At 62.2% G+C, this 17,977-nt stretch carries 16 protein-coding genes; 8 read left to right on the top strand and 8 right to left on the bottom strand.

All coding sequences use genetic code 11. The features are described 5' to 3' along the window. The first annotated feature begins 14 nt into the window (after positions 1-14). From GYH35_RS31165 to GYH35_RS31155, 3 genes are read left to right on the top strand one after another with little or no spacing between them, the layout of a single operon-like run. Complete coding sequence (locus GYH35_RS31165) at positions 15-848, top strand: DUF4159 domain-containing protein (RefSeq protein WP_161810160.1); 834 nt, start codon at positions 15-17, stop codon at positions 846-848. A 13-nt stretch (positions 849-861) separates the two neighbouring features. Next, positions 862-1,044 carry a hypothetical protein gene (locus GYH35_RS31160; protein ID WP_129641600.1) on the top strand — a complete coding sequence of 61 codons (183 nt, stop codon included), beginning with the start codon at positions 862-864 and terminating at the stop codon, positions 1,042-1,044. A gap of 28 nt (positions 1,045-1,072) precedes the next feature. Continuing rightward, complete coding sequence (locus tag GYH35_RS31155) at positions 1,073-2,893, top strand: sensor histidine kinase (RefSeq protein ID WP_161830436.1); 1,821 nt, start codon at positions 1,073-1,075, stop codon at positions 2,891-2,893. On the opposite strand, the gene GYH35_RS31150 is transcribed toward GYH35_RS31155, so the two are convergent. From GYH35_RS31150 to GYH35_RS31140, 3 genes are all read right to left on the bottom strand, one after another. Next, positions 2,890-4,116 (bottom strand): MFS transporter, encoded by a 1,227-nt coding sequence (locus GYH35_RS31150; protein ID WP_161830435.1) that lies wholly within the window; start codon positions 4,114-4,116, stop codon positions 2,890-2,892. The two genes, GYH35_RS31155 and GYH35_RS31150, sit on opposite strands and share 4 nt — an antisense overlap. A gap of 443 nt (positions 4,117-4,559) precedes the next feature. Beyond that, positions 4,560-5,318: a 3-hydroxybutyrate dehydrogenase gene (locus GYH35_RS31145; protein WP_161830434.1), complete on the bottom strand. Its 759-nt coding sequence runs from the start codon at positions 5,316-5,318 to the stop codon at positions 4,560-4,562. 66 nt (positions 5,319-5,384) lie between these two features. After that, positions 5,385-7,694: a TonB-dependent receptor gene (locus GYH35_RS31140; protein ID WP_161810156.1), complete on the bottom strand. Its 2,310-nt coding sequence runs from the start codon at positions 7,692-7,694 to the stop codon at positions 5,385-5,387. Positions 7,695-7,869: 175 nt separating this feature from the next. Here GYH35_RS31140 and GYH35_RS31135 point away from each other — a divergent pair, with 175 nt between their 5' ends. Together GYH35_RS31135 and GYH35_RS31130 are read left to right on the top strand one after the other, a co-directional pair. Beyond that, entirely contained in the window at positions 7,870-8,577 is a 708-nt protein-coding gene (locus GYH35_RS31135) for a TetR/AcrR family transcriptional regulator (protein WP_161810155.1), read from the top strand. Between the two features lie 31 nt (positions 8,578-8,608). Beyond that, complete coding sequence (locus tag GYH35_RS31130) at positions 8,609-9,265, top strand: MarC family NAAT transporter (RefSeq protein ID WP_161810154.1); 657 nt, start codon at positions 8,609-8,611, stop codon at positions 9,263-9,265. Between the two features lie 33 nt (positions 9,266-9,298). Here GYH35_RS31130 and GYH35_RS31125 read toward each other — a convergent pair whose 3' ends face one another. The 4 genes from GYH35_RS31125 to GYH35_RS31110 all read right to left on the bottom strand — a co-directional run bounded on the left by GYH35_RS31125 (position 9,299) and on the right by GYH35_RS31110 (position 13,595). After that, positions 9,299-10,087 (bottom strand): acyl-CoA thioesterase, encoded by a 789-nt coding sequence (locus GYH35_RS31125; protein WP_161830433.1) that lies wholly within the window; start codon positions 10,085-10,087, stop codon positions 9,299-9,301. Between the two features lie 28 nt (positions 10,088-10,115). Next, positions 10,116-10,472, bottom strand: a complete 357-nt coding sequence (locus tag GYH35_RS31120) for a tRNA-binding protein (RefSeq protein WP_161810152.1) — start codon at positions 10,470-10,472, stop codon at positions 10,116-10,118. After that, a complete protein-coding gene (gene ilvB, locus GYH35_RS31115; RefSeq protein WP_407700238.1) occupies positions 10,472-12,178 on the bottom strand; it encodes a biosynthetic-type acetolactate synthase large subunit in 1,707 nt (568 codons plus the stop codon). Before ilvB ends, GYH35_RS31120 begins: the two co-directional genes overlap by 1 nt. Positions 12,179-12,461: 283 nt before the next feature. Beyond that, positions 12,462-13,595, bottom strand: a complete 1,134-nt coding sequence (locus GYH35_RS31110) for a citrate/2-methylcitrate synthase (RefSeq protein WP_161810150.1) — start codon at positions 13,593-13,595, stop codon at positions 12,462-12,464. Positions 13,596-13,788: 193 nt separating this feature from the next. Between GYH35_RS31110 and GYH35_RS31105 the strand changes: the two genes are divergently transcribed. Together GYH35_RS31105 and GYH35_RS31100 are read left to right on the top strand one after the other, a co-directional pair. Next, positions 13,789-14,670, top strand: coding sequence for a LysR family transcriptional regulator (locus tag GYH35_RS31105; protein ID WP_161810149.1), 882 nt, complete (start codon positions 13,789-13,791; stop codon positions 14,668-14,670). Positions 14,671-14,864: 194 nt separating this feature from the next. Continuing rightward, the gene (locus GYH35_RS31100; RefSeq protein WP_161810148.1) at positions 14,865-16,019 is read left to right on the top strand and encodes an ATP-binding response regulator; all 1,155 of its coding nucleotides are present in this window, start codon (positions 14,865-14,867) and stop codon (positions 16,017-16,019) included. 69 nt (positions 16,020-16,088) lie between these two features. Here GYH35_RS31100 and GYH35_RS31095 read toward each other — a convergent pair whose 3' ends face one another. Then, the gene (locus GYH35_RS31095; protein WP_161830431.1) at positions 16,089-17,303 is read right to left on the bottom strand and encodes a GGDEF domain-containing protein; all 1,215 of its coding nucleotides are present in this window, start codon (positions 17,301-17,303) and stop codon (positions 16,089-16,091) included. Positions 17,304-17,594: 291 nt separating this feature from the next. Between GYH35_RS31095 and GYH35_RS31090 the strand changes: the two genes are divergently transcribed. Then, positions 17,595-17,972 (top strand): hypothetical protein, encoded by a 378-nt coding sequence (locus tag GYH35_RS31090; protein WP_161830430.1) that lies wholly within the window; start codon positions 17,595-17,597, stop codon positions 17,970-17,972. Positions 17,973-17,977: the final 5 nt, after the last annotated feature.

Genomic DNA, 17,977 nt, shown 5'->3' with positions numbered 1-17,977 from the left:
CGTGACGGTCGCCCATGAGGAACCTCCTTCACCTCTCGATGCTCGCCACCGGCGCCTTCGCGACGCTGGGCGCGCTCGCGGGCAGTAATCTCATCACTGGCGATGGCGGACGCGCGTCCGCTCCGGCCGATCTGTCGCGACTCAATCTGGTTCGCGCCATCTACGACAGCGAAGGCGGCATGGGCGAGGCTTACTACGCCTATGACGGCCGCGTGTGGGCGCGTTGGGAGACGGACTTTCCCGAAGGCGACGACAACTTCGGTCATCGGCTCAAACAGCTGACTCGTATCAATGTCGCACCGAAGGCCGCGAGCCGCCTGCTCACCGCGCCCGACCTCGGCGACTTTCCCATGCTCTATATGTCCGATCCCGGTTACATGGTGATTACGGAAGAGGAGCGCACCGCGTTCGCGAACTATTTGAAGCGCGGCGGCTTCGTGTGGGTCGACGACTTCTGGGGCGATGCCGAGTGGCAGCAGTTCGCCAACGTGATGCGCACCGTGCTGCCGAATCGCGAATGGCGCGTGCTCTCGCTCGATCATCCCATCTTTCATACCGTGTTCGATCTCAAGGAGATGCCGCAGATCCCGGCGCTGCCGTTCGCCAGCCCCGGCGGCAGCACGGCCGAATCGCCGGGCGCACACAAGTTTCCGGCCGGCTCGCTCGACACGCCGCAGATGCGCGCATGGCTGGACGACGATGGCCGTATCATGGTGCTCGCCACCCACAACACCGATGTCGGCGACGGCTGGGAGCGCGAGGCCTATGGCGAGTGGTACTTCGAGACCTTCTCGACGCGCTCCTATATGGTCGGCGTCAACGTGGTTGTGTATGCAATGACGCACTGAGCTCCACGCGACCATGACCAACGTCATCAATCTTAAAAAAGCCAAACAGCAGCGCGCCGAGGGCAAGACGCTGTGCTCTTCGGGCTTTCACAAGTGGGAAGTGCTGTCCGGTCGTCGTTTCGACGTGAAGCAAGGGCGTCTGGTGAGCACCGAGCGCTGCAAGCGCTGCGGCGAAGAGCGCATCAAACTGACCTGAGCCCGCTTCGGCAGGCATACTATCGGCCGTGGCAGCCGAAGCAGACAAGATCAACACGGAGATCGACACAACGCGTTCGCGTTGGGCGCTCGCGTACGCGTGGCTCGCGGGGTTGGTCGTTTACGCCGTCGCCATCTACATCGCGAGCAACGACGTCCAGCGCTGGATCAACGACCTGGCGTGGACCGTTGCGGCCGCTGCCGCTGCGTATTGCTGCTTCCGCGCCGCCCGACAGGTCGAGCTCGAGCGACGCCGGGCCTGGTTGTGGATCACCGTCGCCTGCACCAGCTGGTTGTTAGGGCAACTGCATTGGAACTATGTGCACCTGATCCTCGAGGTGCAGCAGCCCTTTCCGAGCCTCAACCAGATCTTCTACACCGGCTTCGCGCTCTTCATCATGGTCGGGGTCATGCAGCTGCCCGAGGCTCGCAATCGCGAGCCGTTTACTCTCAAGCATGTCGGTAACCTCGGGCTCGTCACTTGCTGCCTGGCAGTTACGGTGGTGCTGGGCATGCTCGAGCCGGCGCTGCAGAACCCGAGTGTTACGCCCACGTTTCTCTGGATTGGTGTTGCCCACACCGTGCTGGTTGCCGGCACATTCCTGTTCACGCTGAGCGCGCTGTGGACCTTCCGCTGGGGGCCGTCGTGGACGCCCATGCTGTTGATCGTCATCGGCACTTGCATCTATGCGGTGTCGAACTTCGCGTATGCGCATGCCCTTCTCACCGAAAGCTATCTGCCGGATGACGTCGTCAACGTCAGTTGGCTGCTCATGTTCGGACTGGTGGCGAGCGCGGCTCATGAGCAGGCGTGGCTGAGCAAACGCGAGCAGGCTGACATCGCGCAGAAGACGCAGGTGCGCGAGCGTTGGCTCGAGGCCGTGATGCCGGCGCTGCTGATCGTCATCATGATCGGTGTGGCGTTGAGCAGCTCGGCGACCTTCACCCCTCGAGTCATCTGGCTGTCGGCGACGATCTTCATCCTGTTCGCGGTGATTCTCGGCGCGCGCGAGGCGTGGATTCAGAGCGAGTCGCAGGAGCTGACAGACCAGCTGATGAGCGCCAATCAGCAGCTGCAGGACGCGAATATCGAGTTGCGCCATAGCGAGCAGCGCTATCGCGAGCTGACCACGGCACTCGAACAACGCGTTGGCGAGCGCACCACCGAGCTCAAGCGCGCTTATGAGGAGCTCGAAGGCTTCTCGTACGCCGTCGCTCATGACCTGAAGGCGCCGTTGCGTGCCATCAACGGCTTCGCGCATTTGTTCGAGCAGGAGATGGAAGGGCAGCTGACCGAGCGCGCGCGGGAGCATCTGTCACGCATTCGTAACGGCTCGTTGAAGATGTCGACGCTGATCGACGATCTGCTGTCGTATTCGCATATCGACCGCCGCGGCATGCAGGCGAGTGTCATCAGCCTGCCGTCGCTGGTGGATCAGGTGTTGAGTCCCTATCAGGACGAGATTCAACGGCGCGGGATTGTGATGACGGTGGTCGTCGAGCCGATGACGGTGCGTGTCGATGCCAGCGGCCTGTCGTTGGCGCTGCGTAATCTCGTGGAGAATGCGTTGAAGTACACGCGCGACACCAAGACGCCACGCATCGCGGTTGTCTGTCGTCGCAAAGAGGGCGGCGTGCTGTTAGCGGTGACCGACAACGGCATCGGCTTCGACATGCAATACCACGATCACATTTTCAAACTGTTCCAGCGCCTGCACCGCGACGATCAATATCCCGGCACGGGCATCGGACTCGCCCTGGTGCGCAAGGCCATCGAACGCCTGGGCGGCAAGGTGTGGGCGCAGAGCAAGCCGGGCGAAGGCTCGACCTTCACGATCGAACTGCCCTAATTCGCCGCCGCCCGTCGCCACACCTGCTCGATGCGAGCGGGCACGGGCTTGTGATCGAGCATGCGGACCACGAGCAATGTGCCTAGCAGTGCCAGTATCGATCCCAGCGTGAAGGCCGGTGCGTAGCCGACTGCGTCGGCAACCGCTGCGCCCGAGAGATTGCCGATCGGGCTCATGACGACCACGAGGCTAGCGAACAAGGTGTAGTCCGTGCCGGCGTGTTCGGGGTCGGACGCGTCCATCATCAAGGTGAACAAGGCGACTGTCGCCATTGTGCCAATGACGCCTTCGCAGATCGTCGCTACCCATAGCAGCGGCACGCCGCCCATGCCTAACGCGGCGACGATGTAGAGCGTGTACGACGCCGCCTGAGCAATGCCACTCGTGAGAACGGCCGTTCGCCGGCCGGCGATGTAGGCGAGCCAGCCGCCAATCACTGCGCCGAACAGGCTGGTCGCGGAGCCGACCGTGCCTTTCATCAAGGCGATGGCTTCCTTGTTCATCCCCTGATCGATGAGAAACGGGCCGAGCAGCGTGGCCACCATCTGATCGCCGAAGCGATATAGAAAGATGATGGCGGCAAACCACAGAATGCCTGGCTGCATCAGCCTGCGTGCCCAGCCGATGAGCAGGTCGCTGGCGCTGTATTTTGCGCCGTCTGCCGTTGTCGTTGTTTCTTTCAGGAAGAAGGTGGGTAGCACGGTGACTGCCAGGAGGCCAGCCATGCAGACGAAGGTGACTTGCCAGTTAGTGCGGGCGAAGACGCTGAGCAGCAGCCCGCCGCCGAGAATCATCCCGAAACGATAGGCGCCCACTTGAATGGCGTTGGCGAGCCCGCGCTCCTTGGTATCGAGCATCCGGACCGCCAGCCCGTCAGTAATCACATCCTGCGAGGCGGCCAGGATGTTGAAGGCGAAGGCGGCGACGATCAGCACCATCAAACCGTGGCTTGGATCAGCCTGCGTCAATAGCAGTGCGCCGATGATGGAAGCCAACTGAAAGCCGAGCAACCAGGCGCGCCGTGTGCCGGTGTGATCGAGGATGGGCGCCCAGAGGAACTTCAGCACCCATGGCAGGGCTACGAAGCTGAGGAGGCTGATTTGTGTCAGCGAGTAGCCGGCTTCGCGGAGTAGCACTGGGAGTGCGAGGGTGAAGAAGCCGAACGGCAGGCCTTGCGCCATGTAGAGGGCGATCAGCAGGGTGATTTTGTAGCTACGAGTCATCCGCCACTCGGCCTCGATCCATCTGCGGTGACCGGTAGTTTAGTGTGCTTCGCTCGCTTCGCGCTGCGCTTCGCGTTGCGAGCTGCAACGCGCGTCGTCAGCTGTACTGCCAACGTGCAAGGCTTGCTCGAATGGCGGCGGTGGCCGAGTCACCGTGGTTGCGAACTTCCCGAGACCCCCACCTTTCCCCAGCTCGAAGATGCGCGACTCGATGCCTTGTAGCGCGGGCCGCGTTGGTCAGCATTGAGCGGGGGCGCTTCGCGCCTGCTGCGCTCTCGCGGGCGCCATGCGCTTCGCTGGGCGCGAGAGGGGGTAAAGTTTTGGGGGCGGCGGCTGCGGATTAGCGTACCCCGGGCCTCTTGTGAGAAATGGCGCGTCAGCTCGCGCGCGACAGCGCTGAACTCCGGTCTGGCCCCTCTTCCCCTTGGCAAACCTCTTGAACGCTACTGTGCCGTCCACCCTCCATCGAGCACCAAACACTGACCCGTAATATTCCGCGCCGACGGGCTCAGCAGAAACTCAACGCACCCAACCAACTCTTCCGTCGTGATGAACTCCCCCTTCGGCATCGGCTTTAGCATGATCTCCTCGACCACCTGCTGCTCAGTCATGTGATGCGTCTTCGCCAGCGAGGCGATCTGCGCATCGACGAGGGGCGTCTTCACATACCCTGGGCACACCGTGTTAATCGTGATATCGGCGTCAGACGTCTCCAGTGCAATCGCCTTGCTGAAGCCCACGAGCCCATGCTTCGCCGCGACGTACGCACTCTTGAACGGCGACGCGATCAGCGCATGAATCGATCCAATATTCACAACCCGGCCATAGTTCCGTTTCCGCATCGATGGCAACACAGCTCGCGTCAGCAAAGCCGTTCCCGTCAGCATCACCGCAATCAGCAGCTGCCACTTCTCCGGTGGAAACTCCTCGAGCGGCGACACAAACTGCAGGCCGGCGTTATTGATCAGGATGTCCGGCGTGTCATCCCCCAAAGACGCAAACGCCGCATCGATCTGCTTCGCATCCGACAAATCGAACGCCAGCGTACGAATCCTCGGCAGCCTTTTCTGCAGTGAATCCAATGCTCCAGGCTGCAAGTCACAGGCGATAACCTCGTGACCGAGAGCTGAGAAGTGCTCGGTGAGCGCCAGGCCAATGCCGCTGGCCGCGCCGGTGATCAGGATGCGATGTTTGGAAGCCATGAGCCCAGGCAAGCAGCTGTCCAGATGTCGTGCGTCAACACGACACCTGAAACGTTCGATGTGCAATCAGTACCGATACGTCGCCGTCACCGACACCGTCCGGGGCGGTCCGTAGAAACCGATCTGGCTGAACCCACCCGTCGGGCCGGTCGCGCCGAAGTCATAACCGGCGACACGGTATTCCTCGTCTAGAATATTTTTTCCCTCGACGGCGAAGCGCCAGGTCTCATCCGCAGTCGTGTAGGCAACGCCCAGATCGAGAATGTCATAGGCATCCTGATCCGTGATGCTCGCAGTCGTGTTCGCCACCTTCGTAGCGCTGCGGTACTGATAACCCGCATGAATACTCATGTCGCCGGCGCCCAGCGACCACTCATAGGTGCCGCCGAGGAACGTCGTCCAGTCGGGCGAATTGATCGGCTCGTTGAAGCCGCTCAGATCCAGACGGCAGCCAGGCGCCGCAGGCACGCAGGAGGTGAAGAACTCCTCGAATTCCGCGTCCAGGTAACCCACATTCGCCACGAACGTCAGCCCCGCCAGCGGTCGCCACATCGTTTCCAGTTCCACGCCCTGGTTCACCTGCTTGCCGGCATTCAGCACGGCCGTGGCGTTGGTGGGAGTGCCATTGCGCACCACGAACTCTTGCGTGGTGATCTGAATGTCCTCGTACGGCGTGTAGAACACCGTGAGATTCAGCTGCAGCGTGTCGTCGAACCAGGCCGATTTCATGCCGACCTCGAAGTTGTCCGCAGTCTCCGAGTCGTAACCGTTGCTTGTGTTCGGATTGAGGAGCTGATTGCCGCGCATGTCGAAGCCGCCGCTCTTGAAGCCTTCGGCGTAGCTGAAATACAGCATCAGGTCGTCGTTGAGCTTGAAGTCCATGCCAAGCCGCGGCGAGACGTTGGAGAAGCTGCGGTCGTTGGTGTAGTCGCTCTGTACGGCCACCAGCGTGAAGCCGGCGGGAACATTCCGCTCATCGAACAGCGTGGCGTTCGGCGCGAGCACGCCGGCATATTGGGCGACGAACACCGTCGCCTCCTTGTCGTCCTCGTTCCAGCGTGCGCCGACGTTCAGGTTCAAACGATCGGTGAGCGACCAGGTCGTATCGAAGTACACCGCGATGCTGTCGGTATCGACGCTGCCTTTGGTGAGCGAAGTCAGGCCCAGCGAGCCCAACGACGCATCGAATGCGCCCGTGGCCTGGCCGGTGAAGTAATAAACACCCGCGACACCCTTCACCAGATCGCTGGTATAGGTCAGCTGCACTTCGCCGCTGGTCTGATCGTCGCTGTACTGTGCCGGCACCTGAAACAGGTTGGCGTTCAACTCGTCGAAGTCGATGAACTGGCGGCCCTCGCCTTCGCGGTACGCGCCGACGACTTTCAGGTCCAACGCGTCAGTGAGCGATTGGGTGTACGTCGCCGCGACGCCTTTGTTGATGAAGCGATCGCGGTCCACCGGCATGTCGGTGCGTTGATCGTAACGATCGTTCAAGCGCGGATATGTGCCGGCTGCCGGACCGGCGGCGATCGTGAGATTGTTGAGACGCTGGCCGCCGGTGGCGTTCGAGTTGTCCTGCACCGTATCGGCCAGAATGCGCAGCCTGGAGCTCTCGCCCCAGACAAACGTCGCATTGGCGCGCGCGGCGAGCACGTCTTTGTCTGAAACGTCCTGGCCGACGCGGTTGTACGAGCGTGCCCGGCCGTCATCGACGATCTCGCCATAGCCGTCCCGTCTCAGATAGGCCACCGCGGCGCCGAGGAAGACATGCTCATCGATCACTGGCATCGAGCCGCCAACTTTGACTTCGCGCTGGTTGTAACTGCCGCCGGTCGCCGAAACATTCAGCGCCGCCTCATCCGTCGCGATGTCGCGCGTCACGTATTTGATGGCGCCGGCGATCGTGTTCTTGCCGTACAGCGTGCCTTGCGGACCGCGCAGGACTTCGATGCGCTCCACATCGTAAACGTCGAGCAGCGCGCCTTGCGGGCGGGCGATATAAACGTCATCGATGTAAATGCCGACGCCGGGCTCGAAGCCCCACAGCGGGTCGTTTTGCCCGACGCCACGGATGTATGCGTTGATCGTGCTGCTGGTGGCGCGGCCGGCGTTCACTTTGATGTTCGGTGCAAACGCCGTCATGTCTTCGAGAGTGCGGACGTTCTGTGTCTGCAGCTGATCCGCTGTGAGCGCGGAGATCGCTACAGGCACGTCCTGCAGGCTTTCTTCACGCCGGCGTGCGGTGACGACGACGCTTTCGATGCTGGTAACGGCTGCGTCATTGCTCGATTGCGCGCTGGCCGGCGTCGGCAGCTGTGCAGCGAGAATGGCGGCGATCGACAGGCGCAAGGCGCCCCGAGAAGCATAGGCAGTCATGCTCAAGTCCCCCTAACTGACCCGTCGTGCAATGCAGGCCTGGATTTATTCATCAGTTGATGATTATTGGCGAGATTGCCTCCGGCCGGGCTCGCTGTCAATTATTCAGCAGTTGATGAATACTTGTCGCGCGCCAACCATGTATCCTGTTAGGGTTTTTACCTAACCCACAAACATGAGCACCAAACGCCGCAAGGTCCGTCGGGGCCGGCCCTTGAAGACCGACGCCGCGCCCGACATGCGGGAGCGGATCCTCGACGCCGCCGAAGATCACTTTTCGCGCCATGGCTTCTGGGGCGTGACAGTGCGCGAGGTGGCGCAGGAAGCGAAGGTCGACACCGCCCTGTTGCATTACTACTTCAACACCAAGCGCGGCTTGTTCGACGCCGTGTTCGAGCGCCGGGCGGAGATCATCAACGAGGAGCGCATCGAGTCCATCGACGCCTATGTGAAGTCGGCCGGCAGCGCCATCACCGTGGAAGGCGTGATCGATGCGTTCTTACAGCCCATCCTGCAGCGGGCCGCCACCGGCGATCAGCGCTGGCACAATTACTTTGCATTGATTGCCCAGGTGAACAACACACCGGCCTGGGGCGGCGAAACCATGGGCCGCACCTTCGACAACGTGATTCATCACCTGATCGACGCGCTTCGCAAGGCCCTGCCCGATGTGAGCGAAGAAGAGCTGTATTGGAGCTATCACTTCCTGTCCGGTGCGCTGACGCTCACGCTGTCGCAGACCGGGCGCATCGACCGCCTGTCCGAGGGGCTATGTAAATCCAGCGATTTCGAAGCCATCGGCCGGCGCATGGCGCCGTTCATCGCCAGCGGTTTCGAGCGTCTGTGCAAACCGCAGGCGGCGAAACGTAAAAAGGCCACCTGAAGCCGCGCGGTTTCAGGTACAACGTCGGCCCATGAATTGGTTTGCCCAAGGCTTCACCCTGGTGCTGAGTACGATCTTGGCGCTGTTGCCCATCGTCAATCCGCTGTCCGCGGTCGGCATGGTGGTGACCATCACCGCCAACTTGAACGAGCACGAGCGCACCGAGCAGATCCGGCGCGCCTGCATTTACATGTTCTTCATTCTCACGTCGTTCCTGGTCGCGGGCGGCCTGATCATGAACTTCTTCGGCATTTCCATTCCCGGCCTGCGCATCGCCGGCGGCATGATCGTGAGCTACCTGGGCTTTCGCATGCTGTTTCCGGATACCGTCGCGATGTCGCGGCAGGAGCAGATGGAAGCGGCCGGCAAGGCCGACGTGTCCTTCACGCCACTCGCCATGCCGGGCTTGAGCGGCCCGGGTTCGATCGCCGTCGTCATCGGCTTATCGGCCTCGGCGCAGCAGACCGAGCACATCGTGGTGGGCCATGTGTTGATCGCGCTGGGCATCGCCGTGGTCGGCGTGATTTCTTACATCACGCTGCGGGCTGCGACCAAGCTGTCGAAGGTGCTCGGCATCGCGGGCATGAACGCGATGGCGAGGATCATGGGCTTCCTGCTGATCTGCATCGGCGTGCAGTTCATGATCAACGGCGTGCTGGATGTGGTGCGGCTGGCCCGCGCCGTCTGATTTTCTGGTCGAAAGCGGCCGAGGCCCTTTCGACTATCCAAACACAGCGAACAACTGCCGGGACAGCGCGACCGGCCGGCCGTTCGGATCGTGCAGCAAGCCGGTTTGATTCACATAGCCGCCGGTCGCGGCATCGATATCGCTGTCGATGCGCCACCAGGCCTCCGGGCTGAATTCCAGATCGTGCTCGAAGAACTCCAGCATCCACACCAGGGAACTCCCTGGAGCTGGCGCCTGGTACATGGACAGCGCCGGCGTCGGGATGCAATCCACCAGGCCGACGATGTGCGATTCAGTCAGGGGCGCGGGATCGCGATGTCGAATGAACACTTTGGAAGGCGAGCGCGTGCCGCTGAAAGGTTTCGCGCCCAACGCCCAGCGCATCGCGAAGTGTTGTACGAAGGCAGGGAAGCGATCGGGTGAGTAACGAACCTCGTTGATCTCCTCGACCTTCCGCGGCGAATCGACTGCAGCGGGTTTGACCAGCACCGCCGACTCGCGGTCCATGCCGTAGACGCCAACCTGCACGGCGGCAACTTGATCGCCATCGAGCACTTCGCATTGAGCGAGCGTCACCGCTCGTCCGACACGCAATACGCGGGCTCGAATGCGCCACGTCCCGGCTGCCGCCGGACCGACGAACGTTGTTTGCAACGAGCGCAGCGGCCGGTCGCGTGGGACCAGCTTGCGCATCGCTTCGTTTCCTACCGCGGCGACCAGTCCGCCGTAGGTGGCGCGACCCTGCATCCAATCGTCGCTGACCGTGACCTGGCATTGCTCGCCTGTCGCACTAATCGAATCGAGAATTTCAGAGAAACGCATCGCTGGGCCCTGTTCCGGACGGCGCACATTACAGCAGCTTCGCGCCGTTCGGCACTCGTCTTTCAGGACGAACCAGCACCACTCGTCCTTCCTCATCGTGGAATCCAGTGACCAGGACTTCAGAGCGGAATGGACCGATCTGTTTGGGCGGGAAATTCACAACCGCCATCACTTGTTGTCCGACCAGATCTTCCTTGCCGTAAAGCGCGGTGATCTGTGCGCTCGAGACCCGCTCGCCGATCTGCGGGCCGAAGTCGATGCGCAGCTTCCACGCGGGTCGACGGGCTTCGGGAAATTCCATCACTTCCAGAACGGTGCCGGCGCGCAGCTCTACCTTCTCGAAGTCAGCCCAGCCGATGGACGGCGCGAGCGGTGGTTGAGTCATTACATTTCCTCTACATGATCGAGCGCTTCGGTATTGGCGGCGCCCGGCGCGACCATCGGCATCACATGTTGGGTGGCGGCGATCGGCACGCGGATCAACACCGGGCCGCGAGCGGCCATCGCGCGAGACAGCGCATCGTGCGGATCGTCTGCATCGCCCAGGTCCAGCGCCGGAATGCCGAAAGCCTGCGCGATGGCGACGAAGCGGCTCGGCTGCGAATACAGCGAGGCGACGTAGCGCTGCCGATAGAACAATTCCTGCTGCTGCCGGACCAGGCCGAGCGCGGCATTATCGAGCAGCACGATTTTTACATTCAAATCGAGTTCGGCCAGCGTCGCCAGCTCCTGCACGTTCATGAGCAGGCTGCCATCGCCGGTGAAGCACACGGTGGTCGCCTCTGGCTCAACGAGCGCGGCGCCGATCGCGGCGGGCAGCCCGAAGCCCATCGTGCCGAGGCCGCCCGAGGTGAGCCAGCGATCCGGGCGCATGAACGGGAAGCGTTGCGCCACCCACATCTGATGTTGGCCGACGTCGGTGGTCACGATGACGTCATCCGGCGCGAGCGCGCCCACCGCTTGCACGATCCCGTACGGCGAGCACAAGTCGCGGCTGCCTGGTGTCCGCAGTGGATGACCCTGCTTCAGTTGATCCACTCGGGACAGCCACAGCGTTCGCGGCATCGGTTGCACGCGTTTCAGCAATTCGCGGGTCGCGAAGCCGGCGTCGGCGCAGATCGACACATCGACCGCCTTGATCTTGCCGAATTCGCGCGGGTCGATGTCGATGTGAATGATGCGAGCGTGCGGGGCGAACCGTTTTGGATCGCCGGTGGCGCGGTCATCGAAGCGCGCGCCGAGGGCGATCAACAGGTCGCACTCGTCGATGATCAAGTTGGTGTAGCGCGCGCCATGCATGCCCAACATACCGATGTCCAAACTGTGGCCGGCGGGCAACGCCCCTAACGCCATCAGTGTCGAGGTCACCGGCAGGCCGGCACGTTCAGCCAGCTCGCGAACTTCCGCATGCGCGCTCGCTTTGACGATGCCGCCGCCCACATAGAGCACCGGCCGCTGGGCCGCGTTGATCAGTTGAGCCGCAAGATCGAAGTGTTGTCGCGTATCGAGCACGGAGATCGACGCGTGCTCACGCGGTGCTTCGCTCGCAGGCTCATGCTCCGAGAGCTGGAGCTGAACATCCTTGGGCACATCGATCAGCACCGGGCCGGGCCGTCCGCCCTCGGCGATACGGAAGGCTTCCGGGATCACGTGCCAAAGTTCGCTCGCATTCCGCACGAAGAAACTCGCCTTGGTGATGGGTCGCACCATGTCGATCGTCGGCACTTCCTGGAAGGCGTCGGTGCCGATCAGCGACTGCGGCACCTGGCCGGCGATGCACACCAACGGAATCGAATCGAGCTTGGCGTCGGCGAGCGCGGTCACCACGTTCGTCACGCCGGGGCCAGAAGTCGCGAAGCAGACGCCCGCCTTGCGCGTGATGCGTGACATGCCTTGCGCGATGAAGCCTGCAGCTTGCTCGTGTCGAGCCAGGATGTGGCGAATGCGGGTCGAGCGGCCCAGCGCTTCATACAACGGCAATAATGCGCCGCCGGGAATGCCCGCGACGATGTCGACCCCCTGCCGCTCCAGCAGATGGATGATGAGGTCGGCGCCAGTGCGTTTCGGTGCAGCGGCCGGTTGTGTCGCGATCACGGAGGGCTCCTTGTTGGGCCCATCGACACAAAACCGGCGCATAAAACGAAAAACCCCCGCCGGCTTTGCACCGACGGGGGTCGTTGATTCGTAATTTAATAGTTCCCCTACGGCGCGTCGCTGATGGCTACGACCGGTACTACGACGTTGATCAGGGTGATGATCACGGCGATGGGGGAGGAAGTATGGGACACGTGCGGGTTAGTCACTTAAGTCACGTGACTGCACTATAGCCACCCGGCGCGTAACCTGACAAGTGCGCTGACGTGCAACTCGTCGTTTATTGCGTCATCGAGCGTGGAGCAGGGCCAACATAATGCGCGGTGGGCCGGATGATGCGATTGTCCTGTCGCTGTTCCATCACATGCGCGATCCAGCCGAACACGCGCGCGGCCGCGAAGCTCGCGGTGAAAAACTCCTTGGGAATGCCCAGCGCCAGATAAACGACGCCTTTGTAGAACTCCAGGTTGGCGCGCAGCGTGCGTCGTTTCTCACGAGTTTGCTCGATGAAGGCTTCGTCGACGGCGCTCAACACATCGAGCAGCTGGATGTGTTCAGGCCGATGCGCGACCTGCTGAGCCAGCGCCCGGATCATGCGTGAGCGAGGATCGACCACGCGATACTCGCGATGACCCATGCCCATCACCTTGCGCCCGCTTGCAAGGCACTGCGCCACGAACTCGCGTGCTCGTTCAGGCTGGCCGACTTCGAGCGCCATCTCCAGTGCTTGTTGATCGGCGGCGCCGTGCAACGGTCCATATAACGCGCCCATGGCGGCCGAGAGGGCCGAAGTCGCCGGGGCCAGTGTCGAAGTGACCACGCGCGCGGTGAATGTGCTGGCGTTGAAGCCATGATCGAGTTGCAAGATCTGCGCGCTTTCAAACACCGAGACTTCGATCGGCGACGGCTGGCGGCCATGCAACAGTTGCAGGTAACGCTCGCCATAGCGGCGCGAGGCTGGATAGGGATGCTCTGGATGATCCTGCAGCGCTGCGTAAATGGTGGCGATGGCCGCGGGAATGCGAGCAGCGACGATGAGCGCCTCTTCTTCCTGCGGCGACCGGCCCAGGCTGACTGCCGGAGGTTCCAACGCGAGCAAGGTCGTGATCGCTTGCAAGGTCGCCATGGGATGCTCGCCATGCCGCGCGATCTGACGAAGAGATGCGGCGAGCTCCGGCGGCAAGCGGCCAGCGATCCACAAATAGTCTTCGACTTCCTGGAGTCGATCGGCGTCCGGGAGCGTGCCGAACACGACCAGGTGCATCACTTCTGCGAAGCGTTTACGCGCCAGCTCTTCGACGGCGTAGCCGCGGTAGTACAGCCGGCCGGCGTCGCCATCGATCAACGACACCGAGGTGGTGTCGGCGATCACGCCTTCCAGACCCTTGTGAACGTGTTGCAATGACTCGCTCATGACTCGTTCCTGCGGCCTCGATGACTGCTCAAGCTACGCCTGAGCGCCCCACTCCACGACGCCGCGCCAGCGATGCGTTTATCAGCGGCTGTGATCGCATCGACGCATCCGATACTCTTATCGGCCGCGCTGACAGGCAGCGCTTTTCTCACTAATTTGCAGTAGTCACGACTGCTGCGCGAAAATTGACCACATGCAGATCGAGCGCAATGAAATCCGTTGTTTTCACGCCGTGGTGGAGGCGGGCGGGTTCAGTCGCGCCGCTGAACGATTGAACTTATCGCAATCGGCGGTGAGTCAGGCCATCGCCAACCTCGAGCATCGGCTCGGCGCGGTGCTGCTGCGTCGGGGCAATCCGCCGCAATTGACCGAAGCCGGCATCCGGTTACTGCGCTATGCGGAGACGGTGCTGAACGAAGAGCGCGAGACATTAGCGGACATTGCGCAGATCAAGACAGGTGCGTTGTCCACTTTGTCCCTGGCGCTTTCGCCCGCCACCAATGCGCGTTTCGGTATCGCGCTGTTGCGCGAGTTCTCGGAGCGCAATCCTCTGACCCGCTTCAAGGTGACGGTCGCGCCCAGCCGCGAGATCGTCCATGGCGTGTCCGACGGCCGTTGGGAAGTTGGCTTCGGACCCTTGCAACACACCATGCCGGATTACTTCACGGTCTACTCGTGCTTCGCCGAGACCCGCCGTTTGATGATTGCCCGCGACCACCCCAGCCGCGAAGCGCTCAAGCGCGATCCGCAAGCGACGCTGCGCACGCTGCCTCTAGTGACTTCCTATCTCGACGAAGCGGCCCGGCGTCCCAGCGGCGATCGTTTGCGCAATGCCTTCGCGTCGGTTTGGGAGGTCAGCCACATGGAGTTGCGGCTGGCGCTGGTCGCCGAGGGCAAGGCCGTGACCTATGTCTCCAATCTGGTGACCGAGCTGCCGCCCGAGCTCGAGCACATCGAAGGCCTGCCGTTCTCCAGTATCGAGCGACAGGTGGGCGTCTATCACCTTCGTCATCAGCCATTGTCGCAAGCCGGAGCCAGATTCCTGGCGCTGTGCCGCGAGCGCTGGAATATCTGAATCCGCATTCACTGGAATATTTGCAGCGCTTCCCTTGGTACGCGCTGCTTACTCCATTCTCCTAAGCGATAGCCGGGAGAGTTGCTCAACGCGCCGGATGCGTCCGCTGTGATACGTTGGCCCCGGGGAAGAAGAAAGAGCCGCGTCCAGCGCAGACGCGATAAGTCACCTACTTCAGACTTCAGCGGGGCGTTATGTTCGGGTTCACGCAGTGGTGGCGGCAACGCCGCCGGCCTGCGAGGCGTGGCAATTTGGATGCGGACGGCGGCGTGCAGCAGCTGCAGGCAATCAACAAACGATTGCAGCTGTATCTCGATCGCGCACCGCTCGCCTGCATTGTCTGGGACACCGACCACATCGTGCGCGCCTGGAATCCGGCGGCGGCCGCGACCTTTGGATATTCGGAAGCGGAAGCCATCGGCCGGCACATCCATGAGCTGGTCGCCACGCCCGCCAGCATGCCCATCATCGACGAGGTGTGTCCCAAGTTACTTTCCGGCACCGAATTTCCCGATGGCGTGACGCTCGAGACCCGGCGCAAGGACGGCAGCCATATGCAATGTCACTGGCACCTGGCGCTGGTGGATCGTGGCACTGCCGACGAGGGTGTCATCGCCTTCGCCAGCGACGTGACCGCTCGCCTGCAGGCTGAACGGGATCGCGAGTTGCTGGAGAAGAGCCGCGCGCTCGCGGCCATGGCCGGCGGCATCGCGCATGACTTCAACAACATCCTGCTGGCGATCTGCGGCAATGCCCGGCTCGCGGCGGAAGACCTCCCGGCCGATCATCCGGCGCAGCTGTCGCTCGCCGAAGTGCAGCGGGCCAGCGCCCGTGCGGCCGGCATCATCACTCAAATCCTGGCGTTCAGCGGCAATGAAGAAGAAACCTCGAAGGACGTTGTGTTATTCCACGACGCGGCGGCCCAGCATCCGTCGCTCGGCTCGCAAGTGCCGCGTGGCCAAGGCCAGAGCGTTCTCTACGTCGACGATGAGGAATCGCTTGTATATCTCGTAACCCGCGTGTTGCAGCGGTTGGGTTACCGGGTCGCGGGCTTCACCGACGCGAACGAAGCGCTGGCGGCGTTCCGTTCCAATCCGGCGGCGTATGAAGCGGTGGTCACCGACCTGTCGATGCCGAGCATGTCGGGCATCGAGTTCGCCTCGCATGTTCTGCAATTGCGGCCGGAAGTGCCGGTCGTGATGACGTCGGGCTATGTGCGCGCCAAGGACCGGGAGTCGGTGATGAAGACCGGCGTGCGGGATCTGTTATTGAAGCCGAATACGGTGGAAGAGCTGGGCGACGTCCTGCATCGCTTGATGGCGCAGAGTCGAGCTCAGGGTGCTTCCTGACAGCAGCCATTTTTCCCCTTCGGGGAAAAACTGCTCTTTGTAAGAAAAAATAAAAAATATGTGGCCGCGTTAAGCCGCGACCATCGGGTCGAAAATCACGAAACGGTTGCGGCCCGCCTGCTTGGCCTTGTACAGCGCTTCGTCCGCCTGCCGGTATAACAACTCGAAACTCGCATCGGCGCCGGGCGATACACAGATTCCGATCGACACGCCAAAGTGCGAGCGGCTCGAGTTGCTGTCGTGTGAAAACACTTTGCCCAGGATGCGACGCGCGATCTCCGTCGCCGCATCCAGGTCGCAGCCGGTGGCGAAAATCAGGAATTCATCGCCGCCCATGCGGGCGCAGATGTCCTTCTCGCGCACACTGTTACGAATTGTATCCGCGACCTTCACGATGAACTCGTCGCCGGCCGCATGGCCGTACAGATCGTTGATGCCCTTCAGGTCGTCGATATCCACCAGAATCACGGCGTAACTGGCCACCCGCGCCGCCAGCGCCTCGCGCGAGAATCTGAGCGCGCCCCGTCGATTCAGCAGCTGAGTCAGCTCGTCGCGGATCGAGATCCGATACTGCTCATCGATGCGATCCTGGATGTGATAGTGATAACGCGCGACCACATAGCCGATCAGCAGCGCGATCAGCACCGCGCCGGCCACCGAGCCGTAAAAGATCGCGCGGAAACTCGATTCCAGCGCCAGATAATATTTGATGTCGAAGTCGACGCCGACGAAGCCGCTGTAACGGCCCTGGCTGTCGTAGATGGGCGTGTGACCGGACAGGAATGTGCCGTAAACGTCGCGCTGAAAGCTGGGGTAGACGTAGGTTTCGCCGTTCGCGATCCGCTGCAGATAGTCCGGATCCGGCTCGACATCGATGCTTTCGAACGGCTCCATGTATGCCGAAGGTCGCAGCTTGCGCGTGGTCTTCAGCTTGCTGGACGCGGCGGTGTCGACGACGAACAGGCTCTTCCCGCCGCGCTCCACCATCGTGTAGACATAAAAGATCTCTGGATCCGCCGAATGGAAGCGCACCAGCGGCGCGACCACGCGCTCGTACAGTTCGGGCGTGTAGTTGGCGGGATCGAGCAATTGCCGATGCAGATCGCCGTCCACGACGCTGGCCGCAATCTGCGCAATTTCAGCGACGTGCGAGCGCAGGACCTGCAGCCGCGCGTTCTTCGACAGCCACTGCGGAACCGCCACCACGGTCAACAGCACGGCCGTCGCGGCGAGCGTGACCAGCCAGAAAATGCGTGGCGAGATTTTGCGGAAGTCGCGGAACATCAGCTCGCTATTTAAACACTCTGAGCGCTGCTGTCCTTAGTCCGTCAGTCCATTCCTGGGCGGCCATTGTTGCATACACGGCGGGACCGCAGGGCAAAACGCGTCCTGTCTTCTGATCAAAAGCGGCCGAGGCCCTTTTGATACGCCCGGAAAAAGGCGCGACTTTTTCCGGGCTCTCCATTACGCAGGCCGAAACGGACCAGCGTCATGAAACGTCAACGCAGTTGCCGGTGCTCGGGGCGACCACCCACAATTCACACGGACCCCAACAATCACTTCCAGGGAATCGTCATGAACAGCCTGCGCAGAATGCTTCTGGCCGCCTCCGCCGCCGCCGTGATGCTCACCACGTCCGCTTTCGCCGCCGACGCCAACGTGGCCGGCGAGTGGGACCTGACCGTCGAGACCCAGGCCGGCGCCGGCAATCCGCATTTCAGCCTGAAGCAGGACGGCGCCAAGATCAGCGGCACCTACAAGGGCATGCTGGGCGAGTCGCCGGTCACCGGCACCGTGAAGGGCAACGACATCGTCATCAGCTTTCAAGTGAACGCGCAGGGCACGGACCTGGCGGTGAGCTACACCGGCACCGTCGATGGCGCGAGCATGAAGGGCACCGTGAAGCTCGGCGAGCTGGGCGAAGGCACCTTCACCGGCAAGAAGACCAGCTGACATAT

Source organism: Steroidobacter agaridevorans (assembly GCF_009932555.1).
GTDB classification, from domain to species: domain Bacteria; phylum Pseudomonadota; class Gammaproteobacteria; order Steroidobacterales; family Steroidobacteraceae; genus Steroidobacter; species Steroidobacter agaridevorans.
This window is presented reverse-complemented; position numbering and strand designations above follow the sequence as displayed.

What these genes read in the sequence shown, in the direction of transcription:
- GYH35_RS31165 (WP_161810160.1), top strand. Translation starts at nt 15, where the DNA reads ATGAGGAACCTCCTTCACCTCTCGATGCTCGCCACCGGCGCCTTCGCG.
- GYH35_RS31160 (WP_129641600.1), top strand. Translation starts at nt 862, where the DNA reads ATGACCAACGTCATCAATCTTAAAAAAGCCAAACAGCAGCGCGCCGAG.
- GYH35_RS31150 (WP_161830435.1), bottom strand. Translation starts at nt 4,116, where the DNA reads ATGACTCGTAGCTACAAAATCACCCTGCTGATCGCCCTCTACATGGCG.
- GYH35_RS31145 (WP_161830434.1), bottom strand. Translation starts at nt 5,318, where the DNA reads ATGGCTTCCAAACATCGCATCCTGATCACCGGCGCGGCCAGCGGCATT.
- GYH35_RS31140 (WP_161810156.1), bottom strand. Translation starts at nt 7,694, where the DNA reads ATGACTGCCTATGCTTCTCGGGGCGCCTTGCGCCTGTCGATCGCCGCC.
- GYH35_RS31135 (WP_161810155.1), top strand. Translation starts at nt 7,870, where the DNA reads ATGAGCACCAAACGCCGCAAGGTCCGTCGGGGCCGGCCCTTGAAGACC.
- GYH35_RS31130 (WP_161810154.1), top strand. Translation starts at nt 8,609, where the DNA reads ATGAATTGGTTTGCCCAAGGCTTCACCCTGGTGCTGAGTACGATCTTG.
- GYH35_RS31125 (WP_161830433.1), bottom strand. Translation starts at nt 10,087, where the DNA reads ATGCGTTTCTCTGAAATTCTCGATTCGATTAGTGCGACAGGCGAGCAA.
- GYH35_RS31120 (WP_161810152.1), bottom strand. Translation starts at nt 10,472, where the DNA reads ATGACTCAACCACCGCTCGCGCCGTCCATCGGCTGGGCTGACTTCGAG.
- GYH35_RS31110 (WP_161810150.1), bottom strand. Translation starts at nt 13,595, where the DNA reads ATGAGCGAGTCATTGCAACACGTTCACAAGGGTCTGGAAGGCGTGATC.
- GYH35_RS31105 (WP_161810149.1), top strand. Translation starts at nt 13,789, where the DNA reads ATGCAGATCGAGCGCAATGAAATCCGTTGTTTTCACGCCGTGGTGGAG.
- GYH35_RS31100 (WP_161810148.1), top strand. Translation starts at nt 14,865, where the DNA reads ATGTTCGGGTTCACGCAGTGGTGGCGGCAACGCCGCCGGCCTGCGAGG.
- GYH35_RS31095 (WP_161830431.1), bottom strand. Translation starts at nt 17,303, where the DNA reads ATGTTCCGCGACTTCCGCAAAATCTCGCCACGCATTTTCTGGCTGGTC.
- GYH35_RS31090 (WP_161830430.1), top strand. Translation starts at nt 17,595, where the DNA reads ATGAACAGCCTGCGCAGAATGCTTCTGGCCGCCTCCGCCGCCGCCGTG.